20 protein-coding genes are annotated in these 23,832 nt (G+C 68.5%); 11 read left to right on the top strand and 9 right to left on the bottom strand.

Translation table 11 applies throughout. The annotated features are described in order from the left end of the window. Positions 1–3: 3 nt before the first annotated feature. Complete coding sequence (locus HFGMBDPB_RS09325) at positions 4–897, bottom strand: LysR family transcriptional regulator (protein WP_016446401.1); 894 nt, start codon at positions 895–897, stop codon at positions 4–6. A gap of 133 nt (positions 898–1,030) precedes the next feature. Here HFGMBDPB_RS09325 and HFGMBDPB_RS09320 point away from each other — a divergent pair, with 133 nt between their 5' ends. From HFGMBDPB_RS09320 to HFGMBDPB_RS09305, 4 genes are all read left to right on the top strand, one after another. Continuing rightward, positions 1,031–1,885 carry an amidohydrolase family protein gene (locus HFGMBDPB_RS09320; protein WP_061289477.1) on the top strand — a complete coding sequence of 285 codons (855 nt, stop codon included), beginning with the start codon at positions 1,031–1,033 and terminating at the stop codon, positions 1,883–1,885. A gap of 77 nt (positions 1,886–1,962) precedes the next feature. Continuing rightward, entirely contained in the window at positions 1,963–2,967 is a 1,005-nt protein-coding gene (locus tag HFGMBDPB_RS09315; protein ID WP_212645288.1) for a Bug family tripartite tricarboxylate transporter substrate binding protein, read from the top strand. 11 nt (positions 2,968–2,978) lie between these two features. After that, a complete protein-coding gene (locus tag HFGMBDPB_RS09310; protein ID WP_016451460.1) occupies positions 2,979–3,497 on the top strand; it encodes a carboxymuconolactone decarboxylase family protein in 519 nt (172 codons plus the stop codon). Between the two features lie 4 nt (positions 3,498–3,501). After that, positions 3,502–4,176 (top strand): hypothetical protein, encoded by a 675-nt coding sequence (locus tag HFGMBDPB_RS09305; protein WP_034366750.1) that lies wholly within the window; start codon positions 3,502–3,504, stop codon positions 4,174–4,176. A gap of 17 nt (positions 4,177–4,193) precedes the next feature. Here HFGMBDPB_RS09305 and HFGMBDPB_RS09300 read toward each other — a convergent pair whose 3' ends face one another. After that, positions 4,194–5,207 carry an NAD(P)H-quinone oxidoreductase gene (locus HFGMBDPB_RS09300; RefSeq protein ID WP_034366753.1) on the bottom strand — a complete coding sequence of 338 codons (1,014 nt, stop codon included), beginning with the start codon at positions 5,205–5,207 and terminating at the stop codon, positions 4,194–4,196. A gap of 122 nt (positions 5,208–5,329) precedes the next feature. On the opposite strand from HFGMBDPB_RS09300, the gene HFGMBDPB_RS09295 reads away from it, so the two are divergent. Further along, complete coding sequence (locus HFGMBDPB_RS09295) at positions 5,330–6,205, top strand: LysR family transcriptional regulator (RefSeq protein ID WP_212645287.1); 876 nt, start codon at positions 5,330–5,332, stop codon at positions 6,203–6,205. Between the two features lie 126 nt (positions 6,206–6,331). Here the strand turns inward: HFGMBDPB_RS09295 and HFGMBDPB_RS09290 are convergent, their stop codons facing one another. Continuing rightward, a complete protein-coding gene (locus HFGMBDPB_RS09290; RefSeq protein ID WP_191625470.1) occupies positions 6,332–6,595 on the bottom strand; it encodes a VF530 family protein in 264 nt (87 codons plus the stop codon). 123 nt (positions 6,596–6,718) lie between these two features. On the opposite strand from HFGMBDPB_RS09290, the gene HFGMBDPB_RS09285 reads away from it, so the two are divergent. Beyond that, positions 6,719–8,275 carry a methyl-accepting chemotaxis protein gene (locus HFGMBDPB_RS09285; protein WP_016446409.1) on the top strand — a complete coding sequence of 519 codons (1,557 nt, stop codon included), beginning with the start codon at positions 6,719–6,721 and terminating at the stop codon, positions 8,273–8,275. A gap of 53 nt (positions 8,276–8,328) precedes the next feature. Continuing rightward, the gene (locus tag HFGMBDPB_RS09280; RefSeq protein ID WP_016446410.1) at positions 8,329–8,634 is read left to right on the top strand and encodes an NIPSNAP family protein; all 306 of its coding nucleotides are present in this window, start codon (positions 8,329–8,331) and stop codon (positions 8,632–8,634) included. 90 nt (positions 8,635–8,724) lie between these two features. Here HFGMBDPB_RS09280 and HFGMBDPB_RS09275 read toward each other — a convergent pair whose 3' ends face one another. Then, positions 8,725–9,618, bottom strand: a complete 894-nt coding sequence (locus tag HFGMBDPB_RS09275) for an amino acid ABC transporter substrate-binding protein (RefSeq protein ID WP_151019191.1) — start codon at positions 9,616–9,618, stop codon at positions 8,725–8,727. Between the two features lie 181 nt (positions 9,619–9,799). Between HFGMBDPB_RS09275 and corA the strand changes: the two genes are divergently transcribed. Both corA and ppk2 read left to right on the top strand, forming a co-directional pair. Beyond that, positions 9,800–10,774, top strand: a complete 975-nt coding sequence (corA, locus tag HFGMBDPB_RS09270; RefSeq protein ID WP_212645286.1) for a magnesium/cobalt transporter CorA — start codon at positions 9,800–9,802, stop codon at positions 10,772–10,774. A 114-nt stretch (positions 10,775–10,888) separates the two neighbouring features. After that, positions 10,889–11,809 (top strand): polyphosphate kinase 2, encoded by a 921-nt coding sequence (gene ppk2 / locus HFGMBDPB_RS09265; protein WP_017404332.1) that lies wholly within the window; start codon positions 10,889–10,891, stop codon positions 11,807–11,809. A gap of 138 nt (positions 11,810–11,947) precedes the next feature. On the opposite strand, the gene proA is transcribed toward ppk2, so the two are convergent. Together proA and HFGMBDPB_RS09255 are read right to left on the bottom strand one after the other, a co-directional pair. Beyond that, the gene (gene proA, locus HFGMBDPB_RS09260) at positions 11,948–18,025 is read right to left on the bottom strand and encodes an anti-phage protein ProA (RefSeq protein WP_212645285.1); all 6,078 of its coding nucleotides are present in this window, start codon (positions 18,023–18,025) and stop codon (positions 11,948–11,950) included. A 197-nt stretch (positions 18,026–18,222) separates the two neighbouring features. After that, a complete protein-coding gene (locus HFGMBDPB_RS09255; RefSeq protein ID WP_026062191.1) occupies positions 18,223–18,498 on the bottom strand; it encodes a metal/formaldehyde-sensitive transcriptional repressor in 276 nt (91 codons plus the stop codon). A gap of 45 nt (positions 18,499–18,543) precedes the next feature. On the opposite strand from HFGMBDPB_RS09255, the gene dmeF reads away from it, so the two are divergent. After that, the gene (gene dmeF, locus HFGMBDPB_RS09250; RefSeq protein WP_151020563.1) at positions 18,544–19,563 is read left to right on the top strand and encodes a CDF family Co(II)/Ni(II) efflux transporter DmeF; all 1,020 of its coding nucleotides are present in this window, start codon (positions 18,544–18,546) and stop codon (positions 19,561–19,563) included. Positions 19,564–19,565: 2 nt separating this feature from the next. On the opposite strand, the gene HFGMBDPB_RS09245 is transcribed toward dmeF, so the two are convergent. Both HFGMBDPB_RS09245 and HFGMBDPB_RS09240 read right to left on the bottom strand, forming a co-directional pair. After that, positions 19,566–21,236 (bottom strand): ABC transporter substrate-binding protein, encoded by a 1,671-nt coding sequence (locus HFGMBDPB_RS09245; RefSeq protein WP_016451452.1) that lies wholly within the window; start codon positions 21,234–21,236, stop codon positions 19,566–19,568. A gap of 115 nt (positions 21,237–21,351) precedes the next feature. Continuing rightward, positions 21,352–22,842 (bottom strand): leucyl aminopeptidase family protein, encoded by a 1,491-nt coding sequence (locus tag HFGMBDPB_RS09240; RefSeq protein WP_212645284.1) that lies wholly within the window; start codon positions 22,840–22,842, stop codon positions 21,352–21,354. A 62-nt stretch (positions 22,843–22,904) separates the two neighbouring features. Here HFGMBDPB_RS09240 and HFGMBDPB_RS09235 point away from each other — a divergent pair, with 62 nt between their 5' ends. Continuing rightward, on the top strand, positions 22,905–23,063 hold the full coding sequence (locus tag HFGMBDPB_RS09235) for a DUF6616 family protein (RefSeq protein WP_170961986.1): 159 nt from the start codon (positions 22,905–22,907) through the stop codon (positions 23,061–23,063). 55 nt (positions 23,064–23,118) lie between these two features. Here the strand turns inward: HFGMBDPB_RS09235 and HFGMBDPB_RS09230 are convergent, their stop codons facing one another. Beyond that, positions 23,119–23,793 carry an RraA family protein gene (locus HFGMBDPB_RS09230; RefSeq protein ID WP_212645283.1) on the bottom strand — a complete coding sequence of 225 codons (675 nt, stop codon included), beginning with the start codon at positions 23,791–23,793 and terminating at the stop codon, positions 23,119–23,121. Between the last annotated feature and the right edge of the window lie 39 nt (positions 23,794–23,832).

Raw genomic sequence — 23,832 nt, 5'->3', positions numbered from 1 at the left:
GGATCAACCCGGCAAGCCCAGCCGCTCGCTCACCACCCGCTTGATCAGCTGCTCTGCAAAGCGCGTGACGCGGGTGGACGGGCGTGCGCGCGGAATGGCCAGCACCAGGCGGTTGCGCACGACGGGCGAGATGATCTGCGCGATCGACAGCTGCGAAGGCGAGGCCGTGCCCTGGATGGCGCTCAGCGGCAGCACGGAGTCGCCCATGCCCCGGGCCACCAGCGAGAGCACGGTGTGCACGGAATCGACCTCGGCCAGCATGTGCAGCGGCACGCCGCGCGGCACGGTGTAGCTCTCCAGCAGCTTGCGCAGCGCGTTGGGGCCGCGCGCCATGACGAGCTTGCGCTGGGACAGCGCCGCCATGCGGACCTTGGCGGGCAGCGCATGCCTGCTGACCAGCACCAGCGGCTCGCGCAGCAGGGTCTCCGTGGTGATCTGCGGCGAGTGCGGGGGATCGAACAGCAGGGCCATGTCCACGCGCCCGGCGATCAGCCATTCGCGCAGGCTGATGCTCAGGTTCTCCTCGATGGAGATGGTGACGTCGGGGTACTGCTGCAAAAAGCCCTGCACCAGGTCTGCGGCGATGGAGCGCGCCACCCAGGGCGGCAGGCCGATGCTGATGCGCCCGCGCGGGCTGCGCAGCCGGTCCTGCATGTCCGATTCGGCCTGCGCGGCCAGCGCAAAGATGCCGGCCGCATGCTGCAGCAGCGCCTGGCCCGGCTCGGTCAGCACCACGCCGCGCCCGGTGCGCTCCAGCAGCCGCTGTCCCAGCTCCCCCTCCAGCAACAGCACCTGTCGGCTGAGGGCCGGTTGCGACAAATGCAGGGCGGCGGCGGCGCGGCTGAAGCTGCCGGCCTCGGCCACCGCAGCGAAATAGCTCAGGCGCGTCAGGTCCATGGTTCTCCTTGGCAAGGGCTTTCAGCATGCTTTTGGCTGATAGCAGGTATCAGCCAAGTCTATGCCTCATTCGCGGCAAGCCCGCCCACAATCGCCACAAGCCTTCGCTGTCGCTGCCTTGTTGCAAAGCCCCATGCCTGAACTCACCTACGCCCTGTCCCCCTCCAAGCCCGCGCTGCAGCTGCCTGCGGGCGCCTGCGATACCCATGTGCATGTGTTCGGTCCCGGCACCCAGTTTCCCTATGCGGCCGGGCGCAGCTTCACCCCGGCGGACGCGGGCAAGCACACGCTGTTTGCACTGCACCGCCACCTGGGCGTGTCGCGCTGCGTGATCGTGCAGTCCGCCTGCCACGGCCTGGACAACAGTGCGGTGCAGGACGCGATTGCCGCCGGTGGCGGCAACTACCTGGGCGTGGCGCTGGTGGCCGCCGATGTGTCCGATGGCGAGCTGGCGCGGCTGGCGGGTGCGGGGTTCCGAGGCGTGCGCTTCAACTTCATGCGGCACCTGGCCGGCGCCCGCATTGAAGACGTTCTGGCGCTGACCCCGCGCCTGGCCGCGGCCGGCCTGCATCTGCAGGTGCATTTCGAAAGCAGCCTGGTGCATACGGTGGGCCGGCAGTTGCAGGCCAGTGCCGTGCCCGTGGTGATCGACCACATGGGGCGCGTGGATGCGCGCCTGGGCGCAGGGCATGCAGATTTCCAGGCGCTGATGCAGCTGCTGGCCGACCAGCCGCAGTTCCACGTCAAGGTCAGCGGCGTGGACCGCATCGACAGCCAGCCGCCCTATGCCCAGGGCAAGCCGCTGGCGCGCCTGCTGGTGGAGCGCTTTCCCACGCAATGCCTGTGGGGCACGGACTGGCCCCACCCCAACCACACGCATGTGCCCGACGACGGCCTGCTGGTCGATGCTCTGGCCGACATCGCGCCCACGCCAGCGCTGCGGCAGGCCCTGCTGGTGGACAACCCGCAGCGGCTGTACCGGTTCTGAGGACCGCACAAGGCGCCTGTCGCCTGTGGCTCATCGCCGGTCGCCCTGCCCACAGGTACCCATAAAAGGAGACATCCATGACAAGCATCCCTTCCACCCGCCGCAGGCGCTGCCTGTCCACGGCGCTGGCGGCCCTGGCGCCCCTCGCTGCCCTGGTTTGCGCCGCATGGCCCGCGCTTGCGCCCGCGCAGCCGCAGATGACGCGCATCGTCGTGGCCTTTCCGCCGGGCGGCCCGGTGGACTTCGTGGCGCGCACGCTGGCCGAGCAGTTGGGCAAGGAGCTGGGCAGCATCGTCGTGGTCGAGAACAAGGCCGGTGCCAACGGCGCCATTGCGGCCGAATACGTATCGCGCGCACAGCCGGACACGCGCACGCTGTGGCTGACCAGCGTGGGCGCCGTGGCCATCAACCCGGCGCTGTACCCCAAGCTCGGCTACAAGCCGGCCACCGACCTCGCACCGGTGTCGCTGGTGGTCAGCAACGTGGAGATGCTGGTGGTCAACGCCAAGGCACCCTACGGCAACGGCGCGCAGTTCGTGGCAGCCGCACGCCAGGCCCGTACACCGCTGACCATGGCCTCGTCCGGCACGGGCAGCGTGCCGCACCTGGCCATGGAATTGCTCAAAGAGCATGCGGGCATCCAGCTCGCCCACATTCCCTACAAGGGCGCCGCGCCCGCCATCACGGATGTGGTGGCGGGCCATGTCGATGGTTTCTTTGGCGACATTCCCGGGCTGATCGGACAGATCTCCGCCGGCAAGCTCAAGCCCGTTGCCATTGCCGCCAGCCGGCGCCACCCGCGCTTTCCCGAGGTCAGGACCTTTGCCGAGATCGGCATCACCGGCGTGGATTCGGACAACTGGTACGCCCTGTTCGCCCCCAAGGGCACGCCAGCGGCCGAGACCGAAAAAATGAGCCAGGCCGTGCAGCGGGCGCTGAACACGCCCTCGGTCAAAAGCCGCCTGGAAGCCTCTGGCACCGAAGTCGTGGGCAGCACGCCGGCCGAGCTGGCCAGGGCGCTGCAGGCCGACACCCTCAAATGGAGCCGCGTGGTACGCGCCAACGGCATCACCCCCGACTGAAGCGAGCCCCCATGAGAATCCAACCCGTACTCCCCGGAACCCGCCCCGAACTGGCGGCTGTGGAATCGCGCATCCTGGCCGAACGCGGCCGCATTTCCGAGCTGTACCAGGTGCTGCTCAACAGCCCGCCCATCGCCCACGGATGGGAGCAGATGCTGTCGGCCGTACGCAATCGCAGCAGCCTGGATGCAGGGCTGCGCGAGCTGGTCATCCTGCGCGTGGCCGTGCTCAACGGCGCGCCCTATGAATTCAATGCCCATGTGCCCCATGCCCACAAGGCGGGCAAGAGCGATGCGGCCATCGAGGCGACCCGCAGCATCCCCTGCGCCGCGGATGCGCCGTGGACCGAGCAAGAGCACCTTGCCATCCGCCTGACCGATGCCATGACGCGCGACATCACCGTCGCCGACGCGCTGTTCGCCCAGGTGCAGGCCCGCTTCAGCGCGCAGGAGCAGGTGGACCTGGTGGCCACCATCGCGGCCTACAACATGGTCTCGCGCTTTCTCACCGCATTCCATATCGGGCACTGAAGGCATGGCTGATTCCCGCATACCTGCCGACTGCCTGCTGCTGCAATGGACGATGGCAGCGCCCTGCCTGGCAAGCGCCAAGGCACTCGCAAGAAGCGCCTACGGTCCTGCGTTTGGCGACGCCCTCACCCAGGCGGCAGGCCTGGGCGTGCGCCTGACCGTCCAGCGATTCGCCTGGTCGGCCAGCACGGGGCGCATCTACGTCTATGTGGAGCTGCCGGGCCGCATCGGCGTCTCGCGGCCTGCAGTGCTTGCCGTGCAGGCGGCGGCGCAGGCCATGCTGCCGGCCGCATCAAACCTTGCGGCGTCCAGGCTGACGCTGGCCTTCGACCGGCCCGGCGCCTCGCACGGGCAGCAGCGCCATGCCCACTACACGGTGGAGATGGACCCGGCCGAAGGCTGGGCGCCCGAGATCTTTCGCTGGTACGACGAAGAACACATGCCGGGCCTGGCCGCCGTGCAGGGCAACATCCATTCACGCCGCTACCTGAACCACGACGGCGGCCCGCTGTCCCTGGCCTGCTATGACCTGCAAAACCCCGGCGTGCTGGGCTGCCCGGCCTGGCTGCAGGTGCGCGCCACGGCCTGGAGCGACATCACGCGGCCGCATTTCACGCACACCGTGCGCACCATGTTCGCGACCGTGGACGCGGGGGATGGGGCCTGGCCGCCCTATTGAGCGCCCTATTGAGTGCCCTATTGACCGCCCTGCCCGGGAATCAGCAGCAGCTTGCCCACGCTCTGGCCCGACTCCATGCGCCGGTGCGCCTGCGCGGCCTCGGCCAGCGGCCAGGTGCTGTCGATCACGGGGCGGATGGTGCCGGCCGCCAGCGCGGGCAGCCAGCGCTGGGCAAAGCGCCGGACCATGGCCTGCTTGACTTCGGGCGGGCGCGACTTCATCACCGTGCCGAAGATCCTCAGGTGCCTGTACAGCAGCACGTCCATCGGCACGGCCGCCGCCAGCGCGCCGCCCAGCAGGCCCACGCAGACCATGCGCCCGCCCATGGCCATCGAGCGCAGGTTGCGCTCCAGATACGGGGCGCCGATGAAGTCCACCACCACATCCACACCCTGGCCGCCGGTCTGCTCGGCCACCACGGCCTGGAAGTCTTCGCTGCGGTAGTCGATGAACACGTCGGCGCCAAGGCCCAAGACAGCCGCCCGCTTGTCGCCGCTGGCCGTGGCGAACACGCGCGCCCCGGCCGCATGCGCCAGCTGCACCGCCGCCGAGCCCACGCCGCTGCCGGCCGCGTGGATGAGCACGGCTTCGCCAGGCTGCAGTTGGGCCAGGTGGAACAGCGCCTCATGCGCCGTCACGAAGACTTCGGCCACCGCGCCGGCATCCGTCAGCGAAAGGCCCTCGGGCACATGCATGGCCATGCGGTGGTCGATGCGCGACAGCTCGGCATAGGCGCCGCCGCCCACGATGCCCATGACGCGGTCGCCCACGGCGAAGCCCTGCACCTCGGCGCCCACTTGCACCACCGTGCCGGCGATCTCCAGGCCCATGAGGTCGGATTCGCCAAAGTGGGCGCGGCCATAGGCGCCCTTGCGGTGCGAGACATCGGCACGGTTCACGCCGATGGAGGCATTGCGCACCAGAAGGTCATGGGGCCGGACTTCGGGCCGGGCCACGTCGCGGGCCACGAGCACTTCGGGGCCGCCGAAATCGTCGAAAACAATGGCTTGCATGCGGGCGTCGTCATTCATGGCGAAAGAGTGTCCAAAAACAGGTTGAAGAAACGAATGCCCCGAGCTTACGACTGCCGCCAGCCGCTCGAACGCAGCGATTTCGCTCTACAGTGCTGCAAATCTGCATCACGCCAACCGCCATGAACTGGGATGACACCCGCATCTTTCTCGCGCTGACACGCGCCCCTTCCCTGCGCGCGGCCGCACGCATCCTGGGCGTGGACCAGGCCACCGTGGGCCGCCGCCTGAACGCGCTGGAGGCCGAGTTGGGCAGCAAGCTGTTTTTGCGCGCCAGGGATGGCTACCTGCTCACGGCCGCTGGCGAGGCAGCGCTGGGCGCGGCGCGACGCATGGAGGGCGCGGCACTGGACCTGCGCACGCGCATCGAAGGCCTGGACGACAGCCCGGCCGGCCTGGTGCGCGTGACCAGCACCGACTCGATTGCCACCGAATTCCTGCTGCCCGCCATCGAGCGCCTGCAGCAGCGCTGGCCCGGCATCCGCGTGGACCTGGAGGTGTCCACCCAGATGCTCAACCTGGGCCGCCGCCAGGCCGACATCGCGTTTCGCAACGTCCGCCCCGAGGCGCCAGAGCTGGTGGTGCGCCGCGTGGCGGCATGGCCGGTAGGACTGTTTGCGAGTGCCGCCTATGTGGCGCGCTTTGGCGAGCCCGTGGCCGAGGACGAACTGCGCGGCCACCACCTCGTGGTCTACGGTCCCATCCTGGAGCAGCGGCCCGTTCCCACCATGGTGGACGTGCCCGCGCGCCAGGCCAGGATCGCCATGGCCGCCAACTCCAGCCTGCTGGTGCGCAAGGCCGTGGCGGCCGGCATAGGCCTGGGCGAAATGCCCGTGAGCATGGGCGAGCGCGAAGGCCTGCTGCGCATCTGGCCGCAGCGCCAGCGCTCGGACGACTACGAGGTCTGGCAGGTCATGCACCCCGACCTGCAGCGCACGGCCCGGGTGCGCGTCACGGCCGAGTTCCTGGCCCAGGCGCTGGGCGCGGAGCCTGCGTGATGCAGAGCTTGTCCAGGGCGGCGGCAATCACGGCGGCAGGGATGCAGGCATGCAGCGGGAGCCGATGATCGGCAGAACCTGCGCCAGCGCACCGGACAGGCTGCCCGGTGGCCACCGGCTTCGCCTTCAGTCTTGGGAAGCAGGCCTGTGCCTGTCCTTGCGCAGCATCTCCAGATAGAGCGCCTCCACCTTCTCGCGCGCCCAGGGCGTCTTGCGCAGGAACTTCAGGCTGGAGCTGACGCTGGGGTCCAGCGCAAAGCAGCGCACCGGAACCTGCCGCGCAAGCCCGGCCCAGCCGTAGCGGGCCTCCAGGGCAAGGACGATGGCTTCGAGCGTGACGCCGTGCAGCGGATTGCGGGGCTGGGCGGCGGGAGGCGGGGTTTCTTGCATGGCGCGATTTTCGCCCGCCTTTGCAGTGCTGCGGACCGCAGCTTTATTTGTAATTACATGCAACCATGCCGTAAGTTTCTGTAGCATTGTGGCGTTCCTGGCCTTCTGCTGCACTCCCCGACCATGCCCGCCCTGTCCCTTCGCCAGAAACTGCTGGCACCGCTGGTTTTCTGCCTTCTCGCGCTGCTTGCGCTCACCCTCTTCAACGCCTACCAGGCACGCGACAAGGCCTACGAGGCCCGGCAGCAGGCGCTGCGCGACTTCGTCGATGCGGGCGACAGCCTGATTGCGGCGATTGCCGCCGAGGCCAAGGCCGGCAAGCTGACAGAGGAAGAAGCCAAGGCCACCGCCATTGCCCGCGTGGGCCAGTTGCGCTATGCGGGCGGCGCAGGCTACATCACCAGCATCACCACGGATTCCGTGGTGCTGAACAATCCCGCAAGCCCGGGCATCAACGGCAAGAACATGGGCGGCTTCCAGGATGCCAAGGGCAACTACCTGTACCGCAACATTGCCGCCGTGGGCGCGTCGGCCCAGGGCAGCGGCTACCTCACGTACTGGTGGCCCCGCCCCGGCGCCAAGGAGCCCAGCGAGAAGCTGGCCTATGCCAGGCGCTCCACGGCCTGGAACTGGGACCTGATCGCTGGCGACTATGTGGACGACATCCAGCAGGCCTTTGTCGCCACCATCACCAAGTCGGTGGCGGCGCTGGCCGTGCTGGGCGCGCTGCTGTCCCTGATCGCGTGGCTGGCCACGCGCAGCGTGCTCAATGCCATTGGCGGCGAGCCGGCGGTGGCGGCCGAGATTGCCAACCGCATCGCCTCGGGCGACCTGTCGCAGTCGGGGCTGGCGGGCGCAGCCCAGGCCCCCGAAGGCAGCGTGATCGCCGCCGTGCAGCGCATGAGCGAGCAGCTGCGCCAGCTGGTGACACGCATCCATGACACGGCCGGCGTCATCCACCGCTCGGCCGGCGAGATCGCCACGGGCAGCGTGGACCTGTCGCAGCGCACGGAGCGCCAGGCCAGTTCGCTGGAAGAAACCGCCGCCTCCATGGAGCAGCTCACGGCCACCGTGCACCAGAACGCCGAGAACGCCCAGCACGCCAGCCAGATCGCCTCGGGCGCCTGTTCCGTGGCCGAGCGCGGCGGCTCCGTGGTGGACCAGGTGGTGGCCACCATGGGCGAGATCAACAGCTCCTCGCGCCGCGTGGTGGACATCATCGGTGTGATCGACGGCATTGCCTTCCAGACCAATATCCTCGCGCTGAATGCGGCCGTGGAAGCGGCGCGCGCGGGCGAGCACGGGCGCGGCTTTGCCGTGGTGGCGGGCGAGGTGCGCACGCTGGCACAGCGCAGCGCCTCGGCCGCGCGCGAGATCAAGACGCTGATCCAGACCTCGGTGGAAAGCGTGGACGCCGGCGCCACCCTGGTGGACCAGGCCGGCCAGACCATGCGCGAGGTGGTCACCACGGTGCGCAACATCACGGGCATCGTGACCGAAATCGCCTCGGCCAGCCGCGAGCAAAGCAGCGGCATCGAGCAGGTGGGCCATGCCGTGACCGACATGGACCGCGTGACCCAGCAAAACGCCGCCCTGGTCGAGCAGTCCTCGGCTGCCACCCAGGTGCTGCAGGAAGAATCGGAGAAGCTGTCGCGCCTGACGGCTTCGTTCAAACTCTAGAGCCGGCTCTGCCGTCCCTGCCTCCCATTCCCTTTCCCCCTTCTTCCATCCCCATGATCACCTGCTACCTGCGCTACATCATCGACCCGTTCAAGGCCAAGGAATTCGAGCACTACGGCAAGACCTGGATTCCGCTGGTCGAGAAGTTCGGCGGCAAGCACCACGGCTACTTCCTGCCGTCCGAAGGTGCCAACAATGTGGCGCTGGCCATGTTCAGCTTTCCCAGCATGGCGCTGTACGAGGAGTACCGCATCAAGTCCATGCAGGACCCCGAGTGCCAGGCCGCCTTCCGCTACGCGGAGGACACGCGCTGCATCCTCAGCTACGAGCGCAGCTTCATGCGCCCGGTGTTCGGCTGAATCTGCCCGGCGCCACAGCCGCCACCGTCCAAGCGGGCAAGCGGGCAAGCGCTGGCGGCTCGACAAATCCGGCGCCGCGCCTGCACGGGCCTACAGCAGAATGTCCGCCGTGGGGTACTTCCAGAAGTCGCGCAGCAGGTAGCTGATCGGCAGGTTCAGATTCGTGGAGTTGGGTGGAATCGGCTGCAGGAACCACTTCTCGTAGATGGGGTGGATTTCGCGGCTGGTGATGATCCGCTTCATCTCTTCATCGACCAGTTTCTTGAACGCGGTATCGGCCTTCGGCAGCATGATCGCCAGGGGTTCGGTGGACAGGAACTTGCCCACCACCTTCAAGGCACGTGGATCAGGCCGTGCAGCGGCCAGCCCGTTGAGAAGCACGTCATCCATCACGAACGCGTCGGCTTCGCCCTTCTCCACCATCTCCAGGGCCCTCGCGTGATCGGGGGCCTCCACAATGGTGATGCCCATCAGGCGCTGCCTGTTGGCCTGCGTCACCAGGGCCATCGGGCTGGTGCCCTTGGTGGAAACCAGCTTTTTGCCCTTGAGATCCTCCATCGCGTTGATGGTGCTTTCGGCCTTCACGAGCATCCGGGCGCCGGTGATGAAATGGGGAACCGTGAACGCCACGGTCTGGCGCCGCTGCGCGTTGTTCGTGGTCGAGCCGCACTCCATGTCGGCCTTGCCCTGCTCGATCACGGCCATGCGATTGGCGGGCGTGACCATCAGGAACTCCACCTTCATGTCCTTCCTGCCTGTCTGCTTGCGCACCGCCTCGGCCAGGCGAAGGCACAGATCCAGCGCATAACCGACGGGCTTGCCGCTGCGGGTGTCGATGTAGGAGAAGGGAACAGACGATTCCCGGTGCGCAATCACCAGCGCGCCACCGGCCTGGATCTTGTCCAGCACACCGGCTGCAGATACACCGCTCAAGGCCCACAGGCCCAACGCACCCAACGCAATACCCCACTGGCGAAAGATCATCTGAGTCCTTGGCTCGCAAGCGCCGGGCGGCGCCCAGCAGGTTGTGACAGGTTATACACGTATTGTTACCAGGTGCGCAAACCTGGGCTGCTGGCGGTTTCGATGGCAGCTTGGGCACTGGCTTTTCCCCCTCCCCCGTTATGGCAGGATCACCAGCACCAGAATTACCGAGGGAACTCCCATGCTGATCAACTGCGTTGCCTACGAAAACGGGGCCAAGCTGGCGGACATTCCTGTCGCCGACATCAGCAACTACATAGAGCGGCCCGGCTGCTTCGTCTGGGTGGCGCTGGCGGACGCCACGCCGGTCGAACTGGAGGAAATGCGCCAGGAGTTCGGCCTGCACGCCCTGGCCGTGGAGGATGCGCTGCACGGCCACCAGCGGCCCAAGCTGGAGGAGTACGGCAGCTCGCTGTTTGCCGTGATGCACCTGCTGGAGCCCGAGCCCGAGCGGCCCGGCCACTTCAACCATGGCGAGGTCGATGTCTTCGTGGGCTCCAACTACGTGCTGTCGGTGCGCAACCGCAGCAAGCGCGGTTTCCTGGGCGTGCGCGAGCGCTGCGAGAGCGAGCCCGAGCTGCTGCGCCATGGCTCGGGCTTTGTGCTGTATGCGCTGATGGATGCGGTGGTGGACCGCTACTTTCCCATCATCGACGCGCTGGAGGTGGAGCTGGAGCAGATCGAGCAGCAGATCTTCACCAAGGGCGCGGCGCGCGACAACATCAAGCAGCTGTATGAACTCAAGGGCCGCGCCATGGACCTCAAGCACGCCGTGGCCCCCCTGCTGGAAGCCGTGGGCAAGCTCAACGGCGGGCGCGTCCCCCAGATCTGCGTGGGCTCCAGGGACTACTTCCGCGATGTGATGGATCACCTGGGCCGCATCAACGCCCAGATCGACACCATGCGCGACACCGTGGGCACGGCCATCCAGGTGAACCTGTCCATGGTGTCCATCGAGGAAAACGAAGTCACCAAGCGGCTGGCAGCCTGGGCCAGTATCTTCGCCATCTGCACGGCCTTCTTCGGCGTCTGGGGAATGAACTTCGAGAACATGCCCGAACTGAAGTGGCAATACGGCTATCCGGCCGCACTGCTGTTCGTGCTGGGTGTTTGCGGCCTGCTCTACTACAAGTTCCGCAAGGCGGGGTGGCTGTAGGCGGCGGGAAGACGAGCGGTGCCAGGGTATTCACCCAGCCGCACCGTCACAGCCGCGTCACACATCCACGCCACCATCCCAGGCGCCAACTCCTGGACGCCCGGATTCCCCACCATGTACGACGAACTTCTGCCCGACCACCATGATTCGCTGATGCAGCGCATCGAACGCGATCTGCTCGACAGCTACGACGAAGAACTGGAGATGGAGATAGACGACGCCCGCCTGGGCAGCGGTGGAGACGATCTGGACGGTGCCGACACCGTGAGCCGCCAGACCTACTTCCGCGAGCTGCTGCGCCTGCAGGGCGAGCTGGTCAAGCTGCAGGACTGGGTGCAGCACCACAGGAAAAAGGTGGTCATCCTCTTCGAGGGCCGCGATGCGGCCGGCAAGGGCGGCGTGATCAAGCGCATCACCCAGCGCCTGAACCCGCGCGTATGCCGCGTGGCCGCCCTGCCCGCGCCCAACGACCGCGAGCGCACGCAATGGTATTTCCAGCGCTATGTCTCCCACCTGCCTGCGGGTGGCGAGATCGTTCTCTTTGACCGCAGCTGGTACAACCGCGCCGGCGTGGAGCGCGTGATGGGCTTTTGCTCCGACGAGGAGTACGAGGAGTTCTTCCGCTCCGTGCCCGAGTTCGAGAAGATGCTGGTGCGCTCGGGCATCACGCTGGTGAAGTACTGGTTCTCCATCACCGACGAGGAGCAGCACCTGCGCTTTCTGGGCCGCGTGCACGACCCGCTCAAGCAGTGGAAGCTCAGTCCCATGGACTTCGAGAGCCGCCGCCGCTGGGAGGACTACACCAAGGCCAAGGAAGCCATGCTGGAGCGCACCCACATCGCCGAGGCGCCCTGGTGGCTGGTGCAGGCCGTGGACAAGAAGAAGGCCCGGCTCAACTGCATCTCCCACCTGCTGACGCAGCTGCCCTACGAGGAGATAGAGCACCCGGCCATCGTGCTGCCCGAGCGCACGCGCAACCCGGAGTACACGCGCAACCCGGTTCCCCAGCACATGTACGTTCCGGACAAGTACTGACACCCCCTGAGGCGCTTCGCGCCTTCCCCCTCTCTACCCGCTTTGCGGGGGAGGGGGACGACACCCTCGGTGCGGGGGCGGCCCTTCCTTGGTGTCTCTGGCTTCAGCAAGTGCCCATTTCATGCGCACGGCCGACTTTCAGACCTTCTGCGCCTCGCCATCCTCCACGGATGCCTCGGGCCACTCAGAGGACGCGGAGGCCTCGGAGGACTCGGACGCCTCAGGCGTCTCTGGCGCTGGCTCTGCCCCGGCGACTGCAGCCGCCTGCGGCACCTCGGCAACCTCTACAACCTCGGCCGCACGCTTGCGCCGGTCCTGCTCCAGCAGCGCGGTCAGCGCCGCGTGGATGCGCTCCAGCGTGCCGCCCGGGTTGACCCACCAGTCCGTGGACCAGATGCGCAGAATCTGCCAGCCCAGGCCGCGCAGCACCTGCTCGCGCAGCTTGTCGCGGTCGCGTGCCGTGGCCGAGCGGTGGTAGGTGGCGCCGTCGCACTCCACGCCCGCCAGGTAGCTGCCCGCATGGTCCGGGTGCACCACGCCCAGGTCCACGCGGAACGAGGATGCGCCGATCTGCGTGTGCACGCGCCAGCCCTTGCGCTCCAGCGCCTGGGCCACGCTGGCCTCGAAGGGGCTGTCGAAATCGCCCTGGCTGCCATGGTGCGACTCGGCCAGCGCGCGCGGGCCGCGCTCGGCAAATTCCAGGAAGTGCTTGAGATCGCGCACGCCCGCCGCCTGGGTGCGCGACAGGTCCATCTGCTCGCCGCGCAGGCTGGAGAAGATGCGCAGCTCCTGCCGCGCGCGCGTCACCGCCACGTTCAGCCGCCGCTCGCCGCCGTCGCGGTTGAGCGGGCCGAAGTTCATGGACACCGCGCCCGAGATATCGGGCCCGTAGGTGATGGAAAAGTACATGATGTCCCGCTCGTCGCCCTGCACGCTTTCCAGGTTCTTGACGAAGACGGGCTCCAGCAGCGCATCGGAGAAAAACGGCTCCAGCCCCGGGTCCTTGCGGCGCTCTTCGTCCAGCAAATCCTCGATCAGGCTTTGCTGCTCGGAGTTGAAGGTGACCACGCCGATGGTGGCGCCCGACTGCGCAAACCCCGGCGACTTCAGCCGCGCCACCAGGTCGGCCACCAGGGCCTTGGCCTCGGGCTGGTTGATGCGGGCGCCACCTTTTTCATAGCGGCCCTGCACGGCGTGGAAGCTGACGGCGCGGTCATCGGTGACGGGCGAGGGAAAGGTCACCAGCCCGCCGCCGTAGTAGCGGTGGTTGCTGAAGGCGATCAGGCTTTCATGGCGCGAGCGGTAGTGCCACGACAGGTTGCGCGTGGGCAGGCTGGCGCCCAGGCATTCGTCCAGGATGCTTTCCATGTCGCCTTCCACGCCCTGCGTGTCGTCGTCGAAGGTGTCGGAGGTGTCGGCACGGCCGAAGAAGCTGGTGGGCGGCAGCTGCTTGGGGTCGCCCACCATCACCACCTGCCTGGCACGCGCCATGGCGCCGATGGCGTCCCAGACGGGAATCTGCGAGGCCTCGTCGAAGATGACGATGTCGAAGTTGCTGGTCTCGGCGCTCAGGTACTGGGCAATGGACAGCGGGCTCATCAGCAGGCAGGGCGTCAGGCGCAGCACGGCCGACGGGATCTGCTCCAGCAGCTGGCGCAGCGGCAGGTGCTGGCGCTTCTTGGTGATCTCGCGCCGCAGGATGCCCCACTCGCTGTTGCGCTGGATGCTGTCGGCCGACGGCAGGCCCGCGCACAGCCGCGCACGTATCCACTGGCGCGTGACGGAGGTGAATTCATCGTCCAGCGCGCGGAAGTCGGCAATGCGCCGCTCATGCTCGGCAGAGACGAAGCGCTTGAGCACCTCGTCCTCGTCCACGGCCAGCGCCAGCCACCAGCGCGCGTAGTTGACCTCGAAGGCCTGGGGCGCCTGGGCCGGTTCCAGGCTGCCGGACTCGATGGCGTCGGCCAGCGCACCCAGCCCGCCCGCGCGGGCCGCGGCCTGGGCATTGCGCCAGGCGCACCAGGCATGCAGGCCGCCCTGCCCGGCCAGCACGCCGCCCGCCGTGGCCGCCAGTTGCTCGGCGGTGCGCTGGGCCAGGGCACGCTGCTGCGGCTCGCCATGGGCTGCCGCCACACTGAAGGGGTCTATGGCCGCGTGCAGGCCGGCCAGGCTGTCCAGCAACTGCTGGCAGGCCATGCCGATCGCTGCGCCCTCGCCCAGCTCGGCGCTGCGCAAGGCCAGCACCTGGTGCAGCGCCTGGCGTGCCTGGGCCAGCTCGGCCTCCTGCCAGCCCAGCCCGGTCAGCCCTGCCTGCAGCGATCCCTGCAGGCGCAGCGCATGCTCCACGGCTTGCGGGCGCGTGTCCAGGCCGTCCCAGACGCCGGGGCAGCGCAAGCGCAGATCGTCCAGCGCCAGCAGCTGTTCCTCGATGGCGCTGCGGGCCGCCAGCTGCGCATGGGCCTGCTGCAGCGCCGCACCACAGCGGCCCTGGGCCACGGCGGCGTGCGATGCCATCAGGCCGCCGCGCCGCGTCAGTTGCAGGCGCTCGCGCTCGAAGGCCAGCGCGTCCTGCAAGGCCTGGGCATCGGTTTCCAGGCCGCGCCACAGGCCGTGGCTGGCATCGGCCAGCGGCAGGTAGCCATCGAGCTGGCGGTCGATCTGGTACAGGGCCTGCAGGCGCTGCACTTCGGCCGCCCAGCGCTCACCGCCGTGGCCTTCGGCCACGGCCTCCAGTCCATCGAGCGAGAAGGATTTCTGCGCGCGCGCGGCCAGCAGGGCCGCATTGGCCTTCAAGGCGCTGCGCGCATGGTCGGTGCGCGTGCGGTGTCCGGCCCACAGGCCGTCGGCTGCGGCGCCGGGCTGGATCTGGTCCAGTTCCTCGCGCAGGCCCCGGATGCGCACCAGGGCGGCCAGGTCATCGGCCACGCGCGGCTCGCCCGCGCCTTCGATGGTGGCCTCCAGCGCCGCGCGCACCTTGCGCCGGACCAGCCAGGACAGCGGCCACAAGGACTTGCCGGCCCTGGCCCATTCGCGCTGCAGCTGCGAGACATTGAGCTGGCCCACGCCCGCGCCGTACTTGACGGACAGGCCCTGGCGCAGCGCCGCGATCTCGTCGATGCACTGCAGGCCGCGCTCCAGCTCGTCGCCCAGGGCCACGGGCCAGGGCGTGCCCAGCCCGGCCTGCAGGCGCCGGCGCTGCGCCAGCAGGTCCAGCGCCTGGGCCAGGCGCGTCTGCAGCTCGGCCGGCCAGGGCGCCGGAATCTGTGCGGACAGATCACCGTGCTGCGCCAGCAGCTGCAGGCCCGATTGCAGGGATTCGCCAATGCGCGCGCCGTCAGGCAGCACGCAGAAAGCCAGGTTGCGGCCTGCGGCCGCAGGCAGCGCGCGCGCGATCACGCCCAGCGCCGAGCGCGCCTGGCGCCCCAGCGCCGGCCACTCGATGCGCAGCAGCCGGCCCAGCTGCTGCGCCGCCTCGGCAAAGCCCTGGCCTGCATCGTGCAGGGCCTGGGCGGCATCCACCATCTGCTGCTGCCAGCGCACGGACCAGTCGCTGGCCTGCACCGTGGCCAGCGGCCCGTCCTTCAGATGCTGCGCGCCCACGGCCTGGGCATTGGCCTGCAGGCGGCCCGCAGTCTCGCGCAAAAGGGCCAGGCCCGCTTCGTCATGGGCCTGGGGCGTGGGCCAGTGAAATCCCAGGCGCGGCAGCGCCTGGCCACCGGCCACGGCGCCAATGGCGCGGTAGATGGTCCAGCCGTTGGCGTGGCGCCGGTGCAGGCGCTCCACATAGGCCGACAGCTGCTCGCGCAGGCGGCCGAGCTGGCTGGCCTTGGCGGCCCAGGCCTCGGTATCCACCTGGCCATGCGAGTCCCAGGATTTCTGCAACTGGCCCAGCACGTCGAGCTTGCGGCTCTTGTTGGAGTGCAGCTCCAGGCAGAACTCGCCCAGGCCCACTTCGCGCAGGCGGCGGTAGACCACGTCCAGCGCGGCGATTTTCTCGGCCACGAAGAGCACGCGCTTGTCCTCGGCCAGGCATTGCGCGATCAGGTTGGCAATGGTCTGGCTCTTGCCCGTGCCCGGCGGGCCGATGAGCACGAAGTCCTTGCCGCGCGCAGCGGCCATCACGGCCGACAGCTGCGATGAATCGGCCGGCAGCGGGCTGAAGACCTGCTGCGGCGCGAACTCCTGGTCCAGCCGCCGCGTGTCGGGAAAGGCGATCTCCGAGCGATAGGGCTCGCGCGGCGTGTCGATCAGGTGGGCGACCACGGGCGAGCTGCGCAGCTGGTCGGCGCGCTCGGCCAGGTCCTTCCACATCAGGTATTTGGCGAAGGAGAACATGGACAGCACCACGTCCTCGCTGACCTCCCAGCCGCGCACGTCCTTGATCGCCTCGCGCACGCGGGCCCAGATGCCGGTGATGTCCAGCCCGGCCTCGTCGCGCGGCAGGTCGCCTGCAGGCACGCCCAGCTCCAGCTGGAAGTCCTGGCGCAGCATCTCGACCAGCGTGGGGTTGAAGCGCGGCTCGTCCTCATGCGCCTGCAGCGTGAAGCCCGAGCGCGCGCTCTTGCGCTCCAGCGTGACGGGCAGCAGGATCAGCGGCGCGCGCACGCGCACATCGGGCTTGTCGGGCCGGCTCCAGACCAGAAAGCCCAGGGCCACGAACAAGGTGTTGGCGCCGCCTTCCTGCAGCGCGTTGCGCGCGCCGCGAAACAGCTCCACAAAGCGGCTGTCCAGCTCCAGCGGCTCCAGGTCGATGAAGACCTCGCGCCGCTGCAGCGCCTCTTCGGCGTGCGCGCCGCGCAGGTCTTCCAGGCTGCGCGCCTCGTGCAATGGCTGGCTGCGCGGGTCCTTGCCCTGCATGAGCTCGGGGCTGGGCAGCAGCTTGAGCACCTGGCCCCGGGCCAGCGTGTCCTCCAGCGCGGGCGCGGCCACCTGCAGCAGCAGCGATTTCTTGCCAGGCTTGAAGTTGAGCAGCGCATTGCGCAGCGACAGGTCCAGCAGCCGGCGCTGCCAGCGCGCCAGCCTGTCCTTGGGATCGAGTTGGGAGGTGGGCACTTCGCGTGTCTGCGCCTGCGCCAGGAGTTCGGGCGGCGGCTCCACGGTGAGCCGTGGCTCGGCCTGGCCTTCGCCGGCCTCGGGCGCGGCGTCCTGCGGCTGGGCCAGCGCCAGCGGGCGGATGCGCTGCATGCGCGCGCGCCGAACGTCCACCAGCAGCTCGAACTGGTCCTCATGCTCTTCGGCCAGCTGGCGCGCGCCCTGGGCAATGGCCTGGCTGAAGGCCACGGCCTGGCCTTGCGCGGCCAGCGTGGTCTCGAAGACCACCAGCTCCTGCAGCTTGAGCCGCTTGCGCACGGCCGTGATGTCATCGACCACGGCGGTCGAGAATTCCTGCCTGCCCAGCCACAGGCCCACGAAGGCATGGCCGCGCGTGAAAACCAGCAGCGGGTTCAGGTGCGCCTGCTCCAGGCAGGAGGCGAACAGCAGCGTCAGGTCCAGGCAGGTGGCCAGGCCCGCATCCAGCACCTGGGTCGCGCCGCGTATCTTCTGGCCCGCATGCTCGAAGCTGGCCGGCGGCAGCGCGTAGTTGAGTTTCTTCTGGAGCACGGAAGTCCAGATGGCCGAGGCCAGTTCCCAGGCGCGCTGCGGCCCCTGCTCATAGCCGTTGATGGCACCGGACTTGCCCGCCGCCTCCAGCGCCTGCGCCGCGCCCTTGAGGATGCGGTCCACGGCCGGATCATTGGGTTGCACGAAGGCCGCCACCATCTCGGGCAAATGCCCCAGGCCGCCCCACTGGTTGCGTGCCAGCAGTTCCAGCGGGTGTTCGTGCCGGGCCAGCACCGTCTGTGCCGGCTGGCCGCTGCGCAGCTCCAGCCGCAGCACGGCAGGCTCGGCCTCGGTCAGGCGCGAGAGCAAGGCGCCGTCCAGCGCCACATCCAGGTCGGTCAGCGCATAGGTGCTGTGCGCGGCCACCGACTCCAGGCGCCAGGTGCGCGGCTTGATGAAGGCAGGCTCCGAGGCCAGGTGCAGGCTCAGCGCCTGCAGCGGCAGATCGCCCTCGTTGACGATGGCCAGCTCCAGCAGCGCGGGCACGGCGTTCTGGAAGTCGGCGAGATTGAGCTTGGCGACGGTGCCGATGCGCAGCTGTATGGCCGTTTGCGGCGCCTGGGCGGCGGCGGGGGCGGCATCTGCGGGGGAATCTCGGCGGGGGTCTTCTGTCATGCGCGGTAGTCCTTGGCTGGCCAGCAGGCGGCGGGAACTGTCGAAATCCCGTCATATTCCTGGCCCGACGATTGTCCGCTGCGAATGAGGCGCCGTGTCCGAGATGGGCGGTTTTCAGGGGTCACTGTTTGCAAAAAATGAGAGCAGGAAACCGCGCCGAGAGCGCCAATCCGCAGGGCCGGCCATCACTTCATCAATCACTTCATGTACGAGCGCATCACCGACAGCACAAGGTCCACGTCGTCATCACGGGCCTGGCCGCCGGCCGTGCCATCGGCCAGATGGGTGCGCACATGGCCCTCGAGCACCTCGAAGATCATGCCGTTGACGGCGCCGCGCACGGCTGCCAGTTGCTGGAGGATGGCCGCGCAGTCGTGCTCGGCCTCGAGCGCGCGCTCCAGCGCCTGGGCCTGGCCCTGGATGCGGCGGATGCGCGTGAGCAAGCGCTTCTTGTTCTGAATCGTATGTGCCATGAAGGCCATTCTAGGCGCCTGCATATACTGGGGTACAGTATCTGCATGCGCAGCATTCCATCCCTCTCGACCGCTGGCGGCGCCAGCCCCAGGCAGCATTCACACCGTTTCGACGAAGGCAACCCGCTGGGCGAGCGCCGTGCCATGCTGGCTGCGGGGCTGACGGCGGCCATGATGGTCGGGGAGATCGCAGGCGGGTACGGATTCAACTCCATGGCGCTGCTGGCCGATGGCTGGCACATGGGATCGCACGCGCTGGCGCTGGGGCTCTCAGCTGGCGCCTATGCGGCCGCGCGCAGATTGGCGGGCGATACGCGCTTTGCCTTCGGCACCTGGAAGATCGAGGTGCTGGCCGGCTACACCAGCGCCATCTTGCTGCTGCTGGTGGCGGGCGGCATGGCCTGGCAGTCGGTGCAGCGCCTGTTCTCGCCCTCGCCCATCCATTACGAGCAGGCACTGGGCGTGGCCGCACTGGGCCTGCTGGTCAACCTTGTCTGCGCCTGGCTGCTGAAGGGCGGGCACGGGCATCACCACGGTCACGACCACGGACATCACCACGGGCACGGCAGGCATGCGCACGGCGGCCACGCGGGCGACCGCCATCACGGCGACCATGGCGACCACAGCGATCTCAACCTGCGCTCGGCCTACCTGCATGTGCTGGCCGATGCCGCCACCTCGGTGATGGCCATCGCCGCCCTGTTCGGCGGCATGGCCTGGGGCCTGGGATGGCTGGACCCGGCCATGGGCCTGGCCGGCGCCGTGCTGGTGGCGGCATGGGCCATGGGCCTGCTGCGCGACAGCAGCCGCGTGCTGCTGGACGCCGAGATGCACGCCCCCGTGGTCAGCGAGGTGCGTGAGGCCATCGCCCAGGCGCCGTTTGCCGCGCAGATCTCCGACCTGCATGTCTGGCGCGTGGGCAAGGCGCGCTACGCCTGCATCGTGGCACTGGACGCGCCCGCAGGCGTGGACCCCGATGCCGTGCGCCAGTTGCTTGGCGTGCATGAGGAACTGGTCCACGTCACGGTGGAGGTCAACCGGCCGCAGCCGGCTGCGACACACTGAGCCTATTGCGCGCCGGCCACCGCAGCCTGGCGCGCACCGGGCTGCTTGAACAGCTTGAAGTACGGCGTGTTCGACGGATTCACCGGGATGTCGAACTTGCGCACCATGGCATAGGTCTGGATCTGGTCGTGCAGCGGCAGGTAGATCAGCTCCTTTTGCACCGTGCTCCAGATGGAGTGGATGGTGGCATCGCGCTTGCGCGCATCGCCCTCGGAGGCCAAGGAGACGATCTGGCTGTCCAGCTCGGCATTGCTGTAGCGCGTGGCATTGGTGTTGCCCCGGCCATTCTTGCCGCGCGTGTGCACCAGGTAGTCGAAGACGTAGGCCGAGTCATAGGTGGGCACGCCCCAGCCGTAGAGGTAGAAATCCGTCTCCTGGTTGTTGATGGCCGCCGTCTGGATGGCCAGCGGCCGGGACGACACGGCCGTCTTCACGCCGATGCGGCCCAAAAAGCCGGCGATGGCCTGGCAGATGGCCTCGTCGTTCAGGTAGCGGTCGTTCGTGCAATGCAGGGTGATGCCGAAGCCGTTGGGATAGCCGGCCTCGGCCAGCAGCTTCCTGGCCTGGGCCAAGTCGGCCTTGCCCACGGCGCCAAAGGATTTCTCGTAGCCATGCACAAAGGGCGGCGCAATGATGTTGGTGGGCACGGACAGGCCGCGCATCACGGCGCGCTGTATGGCCTGCCGGTCTATGGCCAGCTGGAAGGCCTGGCGCACGCGCAGGTCAGCCAGCGGGTTCTTGTCCTTCACATCGGAATGCGACAGCGGGGCGGCGCCCACGTTCAGGCCCAGGAAGATGGTGCGGTTCTCGGCGGCCTGGTTGATGCGAAAGCGCGGGTCGGCGCTCAGGCGCGCAATGTCCTGGATGGGCAGGTCCTGCACGAAGTCCACCTCGCCCGACAGCAGCGCCGCCACGCGCGTGGCCTGGGACTTGATGGGCAGGTAGACCAGTTCGTCGATCTCCAGCGGGAACAGCCCCTTGCCCCAGTAGCCGGGAAACTGCCGCAGCACGGTGCGCGTGTCCTGCTCGCGCGAGGCGATGACGTAGGGCCCCGTGCCGTTGGCGTTGCGCGTGGCGTAGTTCTCTTCCTTGGCCAGCGCGTTCTGCGGCTGCTCGGCACCATGGGCCTTGGCCCAGGCGGCGCTCAGGATCTGGATGTTGATGAGGCTGGCCGGCAGCAGCGGGTTGGGCCCGTTGGTCCTGATGTGCACGGTGAAGGCATCGACCTTGGTCACGTCGGTGATCGAGGTCAGCAGCGAGCGCATGTCCGAGGTGGCCGAGCGCGCGCGGCGCAGCGAGAACAGCACGTCGTCGGCCGTGAACAGGCTGCCGTCATGAAACTTCACGCCCTTGCGCAGCTTGAACTCCCAGACCGAGGGGTCGGCAGTCAGCGCCCAGGACGTGGCCAGGGTGGGCAGCAGCTTGCCATCGGCCGTGCGGATGATCAGCGGCTCGTAGATCTGGTGCAGCAGGTTGTGGTTGGGGCCGTTGTTCAGCGCGTGCGGGTCCAGCGTGGATGCGTCGGTGGAGCGCGCCCAGCGCAGGGTTTCGGCCTGGGCGGGCGGTGCGCACAGCAAGGCTGCGGCCAGGGCGGGGAGCAGTGCGGAAGTTCGCAGGGTGCGCAAGTGGGTGCGCAGCAGGGAAAGGCGAGGCAGGAAGCGTCTTTGGGTCATGAAGTGTCCTGGCAGCCGGAACAAGATCGCAGAAAGGCGGCGGCGGGTGCCGCGCCGGCTGCACCAGACGGCCGATTGTGTGGAGCCACCAGCCCGCCGCAAAGCCCGATTGCGCCTATGCAAATGCGCTGCGCGCAGATGCAAAGCGCTGCGACAGCAGGGCGTACAGCGCGCGCAGGCCCTGGGCTTCGCCGCCCCTGGGCCGGCCGGGGCGCTCCTCCAGATTCCAGGCGAACAGGTCCAGGTGCAGCCAGGGCAGCTCGGGCGGCACAAAGCTCTCCAGGAACAGCGCAGCCGTGATGGCGCCGCCCTGTGGCGTGCTGGCGGCGTTGAGCAGGTCGGCCTGGTCGGAACGGAGCATGCGGCGGTACGGCGCCCACAGGGGCAGGCGCCACAGCGGGTCGGCCTGCGCGCGGCCCTGGGCCAGCAGCGCATCGGCCCAGCCGTCATGGTTGCTGAACAGCGCGGGCAGGTCCGGCCCCAGCGCCGTGCGCGCAGCGCCCGTGAGCGTGGCCAGGTCGATCAGCAGCGCGGGCGGCGTGGGCGCGCTGCGAATGGCGTGGTGCAGCGCATCGGCCAGCAGGAGCCGGCCTTCGGCATCGGTGTTCTCGATCTCCACGCGCCGGCCGTCACCGGCCTCGATGATGTCGCCGGGCCGCAGCGCACCGGCACCCACGGCGTTCTCCACCGCAGGCACCAGCAGCTTCAGGTGGATGGGCAGGCCCGCCTGCATCAGCAGATCGGCCAGGGCCAGGGCGTGTGCGGCGCCGCCCATGTCCTTCTTCATCCAGCGCATGCCTGCGGCGGGCTTGAGGTCCAGCCCGCCGGAGTCAAAGCACACGCCCTTGCCGATGAGCACCACATGGGGCAGCGCGGCATCGCCCCAGGTCAGCTCGGCCACGCGCGGCGCCTGGGCCGCCCGGGACGCCGCCCGACCCACGGCGTGCACCAGGGCAAAGCCTGCGGCGGGCAGCTCGTCGCCCACCCATTGCCGGTAGCGCGCGCCATGGCGCGCGGCCAGGTCGGCCACGGCCTGGGCCAGCTGTTCGGGACCCAGCTGGTTGGCAGGCAGGTTGACCAGCCGCCGCACCTCGCCAATGGCGGCGGCCATTGGCGCGACGGCGGCCTGCTCATCAGGGCTTGCCACCAACTGAGCGAGTGATGGAGCGGTTGCCGCATCCGACTGCCGCGTCTGGCGGGTCGATGGCAATGCGCCCAGTGCCCAGCCCAGGAGCAGATGCGGCCTCTGAGCCTCATCCGCATCGGCGAGCGCATAGGTGCCGGGCGGCAGCGCAGGCGGCAGGCCGGCCAGCTGCCACAGCGGCTGGTCCGGGTCCACGCCGACCAGCACGCCAGCGAGGGCAGTGCCCTCGCCCTGCCCTTCCCTCTGCACTTCGCTCTGCATGCCGGGCAACAGCAGGATGCGGCCCGGCTGCGCATCAAAGCCTGCGGCGCGCGCCCATCGGGCCTGGGCCGGGGACAGTTGCTCCAGCACGGCCGCCAGCGTGGCGGGCGTGGCAAGGTGCAACGCCGTGGCGGGTTGGGATGAAATGGCAAAGGCGCCGGGACGGGAATCGGAATGGACGGTTGCGACGGGGCTGGACATGGCGTGGTCAAAGCGCGCCAGCCTAAAGGCCAGCCCGGCTATCGCAAACAAGCCTGCCGCATATGGATATGCGCATCTGGCGCTTTCCCGATACCGCCGCGCGCGATGCCCTGCTGGCGGGCATCAAGGCCAGCGGCTGGTACGGCTACTTCGACCATGTGAACGCGGCCAGCGGCACGGGTGGCCTGGAAAGCCATCTGAAGGCGCTGGCCGAGGCCTGAGGCGGACGAGCGATGGGTGATGAATGGGTGCTGTATGGATGATGCCGCACCGGCGCTACGGCTGAATCGGGCAGCCCAGACGCTTGAGCGTCTCGTCGATCCATGGCGCGCTGTAGGTACCGGCAGCGATGTCGGCCACCATCCTGGCCTCAACGACCTGCTTCCCGAGTGCTGCATCCAGCAGGGCCTGCGCCTGCGCATGCGGTACGCACAGCAAGCCATCGTCATCGCCAATCATGAGGTCACCGGGCTCGATCACCATGCCATCAATGGCGATAGGCACATTGATTTCGCCCGGGCCGTCCTTGTAGGGTCCGCGGTGCGTGACGCCCGCGGCGAATACCGGGAAGCTGCCAGCATGAATCCATGCCGCGTCGCGGATCGCGCCGTTGATCACGATGCCGCCCAGCTGGCGACGCATGGCGTCTCCCACCATGATTTCTCCGATGAGTGCGTTGGTGAGGTCGCCACCGGCATCCACCACGATCACGTCACCTGGGCTGGCCAGTTGAAGTGCCTTGTGGAGCATGAGGTTGTCGCCCGGGCGGGTCTTGATGGTCAACGCGGGGCCGGCCATGCGCCCGCCGCCGTGCATGGGGCGCAGCCGCGCGCCGCCAGCCGTCATGCGGGCCATGCAGTCGCTGACGTTGGCAACAGGCACGTCGAGATAGCGCCTGGCAATATCGAGGCTGACAGCGCGTTGCCGCTTCAGAATTTGAAGACCGATCATGGTGTGGTGCTCAGAGTGGATGGAATGAAAGCCGTGCCG

This window comes from Delftia sp. PE138 (assembly GCF_018320755.1).
Classification (GTDB): domain Bacteria; phylum Pseudomonadota; class Gammaproteobacteria; order Burkholderiales; family Burkholderiaceae_C; genus Comamonas; species Comamonas tsuruhatensis.
Note: the sequence above shows the minus strand (reverse complement) of the source record. Positions and strands in the feature narration are given on the sequence as shown.

Bases quoted from the DNA above. Each gene is read 5' to 3' on its own strand.
- HFGMBDPB_RS09310 (WP_016451460.1), top strand. From the start codon at position 2,979: ATGAGAATCCAACCCGTACTCCCCGGAACCCGCCCCGAACTGGCGGCT.
- HFGMBDPB_RS09235 (WP_170961986.1), top strand. From the start codon at position 22,905: ATGGATATGCGCATCTGGCGCTTTCCCGATACCGCCGCGCGCGATGCC.
- HFGMBDPB_RS09320 (WP_061289477.1), top strand. From the start codon at position 1,031: ATGCCTGAACTCACCTACGCCCTGTCCCCCTCCAAGCCCGCGCTGCAG.
- HFGMBDPB_RS09230 (WP_212645283.1), bottom strand. From the start codon at position 23,793: ATGATCGGTCTTCAAATTCTGAAGCGGCAACGCGCTGTCAGCCTCGAT.
- dmeF (WP_151020563.1), top strand. From the start codon at position 18,544: ATGCGCAGCATTCCATCCCTCTCGACCGCTGGCGGCGCCAGCCCCAGG.
- corA (WP_212645286.1), top strand. From the start codon at position 9,800: ATGCTGATCAACTGCGTTGCCTACGAAAACGGGGCCAAGCTGGCGGAC.
- HFGMBDPB_RS09305 (WP_034366750.1), top strand. From the start codon at position 3,502: ATGGCTGATTCCCGCATACCTGCCGACTGCCTGCTGCTGCAATGGACG.
- HFGMBDPB_RS09245 (WP_016451452.1), bottom strand. From the start codon at position 21,236: ATGACCCAAAGACGCTTCCTGCCTCGCCTTTCCCTGCTGCGCACCCAC.
- HFGMBDPB_RS09325 (WP_016446401.1), bottom strand. From the start codon at position 897: ATGGACCTGACGCGCCTGAGCTATTTCGCTGCGGTGGCCGAGGCCGGC.
- HFGMBDPB_RS09295 (WP_212645287.1), top strand. From the start codon at position 5,330: ATGAACTGGGATGACACCCGCATCTTTCTCGCGCTGACACGCGCCCCT.
- HFGMBDPB_RS09285 (WP_016446409.1), top strand. From the start codon at position 6,719: ATGCCCGCCCTGTCCCTTCGCCAGAAACTGCTGGCACCGCTGGTTTTC.
- ppk2 (WP_017404332.1), top strand. From the start codon at position 10,889: ATGTACGACGAACTTCTGCCCGACCACCATGATTCGCTGATGCAGCGC.
- HFGMBDPB_RS09280 (WP_016446410.1), top strand. From the start codon at position 8,329: ATGATCACCTGCTACCTGCGCTACATCATCGACCCGTTCAAGGCCAAG.
- HFGMBDPB_RS09300 (WP_034366753.1), bottom strand. From the start codon at position 5,207: ATGAATGACGACGCCCGCATGCAAGCCATTGTTTTCGACGATTTCGGC.
- HFGMBDPB_RS09255 (WP_026062191.1), bottom strand. From the start codon at position 18,498: ATGGCACATACGATTCAGAACAAGAAGCGCTTGCTCACGCGCATCCGC.
- proA (WP_212645285.1), bottom strand. From the start codon at position 18,025: ATGACAGAAGACCCCCGCCGAGATTCCCCCGCAGATGCCGCCCCCGCC.
- HFGMBDPB_RS09240 (WP_212645284.1), bottom strand. From the start codon at position 22,842: ATGTCCAGCCCCGTCGCAACCGTCCATTCCGATTCCCGTCCCGGCGCC.
- HFGMBDPB_RS09290 (WP_191625470.1), bottom strand. From the start codon at position 6,595: ATGCAAGAAACCCCGCCTCCCGCCGCCCAGCCCCGCAATCCGCTGCAC.
- HFGMBDPB_RS09275 (WP_151019191.1), bottom strand. From the start codon at position 9,618: ATGATCTTTCGCCAGTGGGGTATTGCGTTGGGTGCGTTGGGCCTGTGG.
- HFGMBDPB_RS09315 (WP_212645288.1), top strand. From the start codon at position 1,963: ATGACAAGCATCCCTTCCACCCGCCGCAGGCGCTGCCTGTCCACGGCG.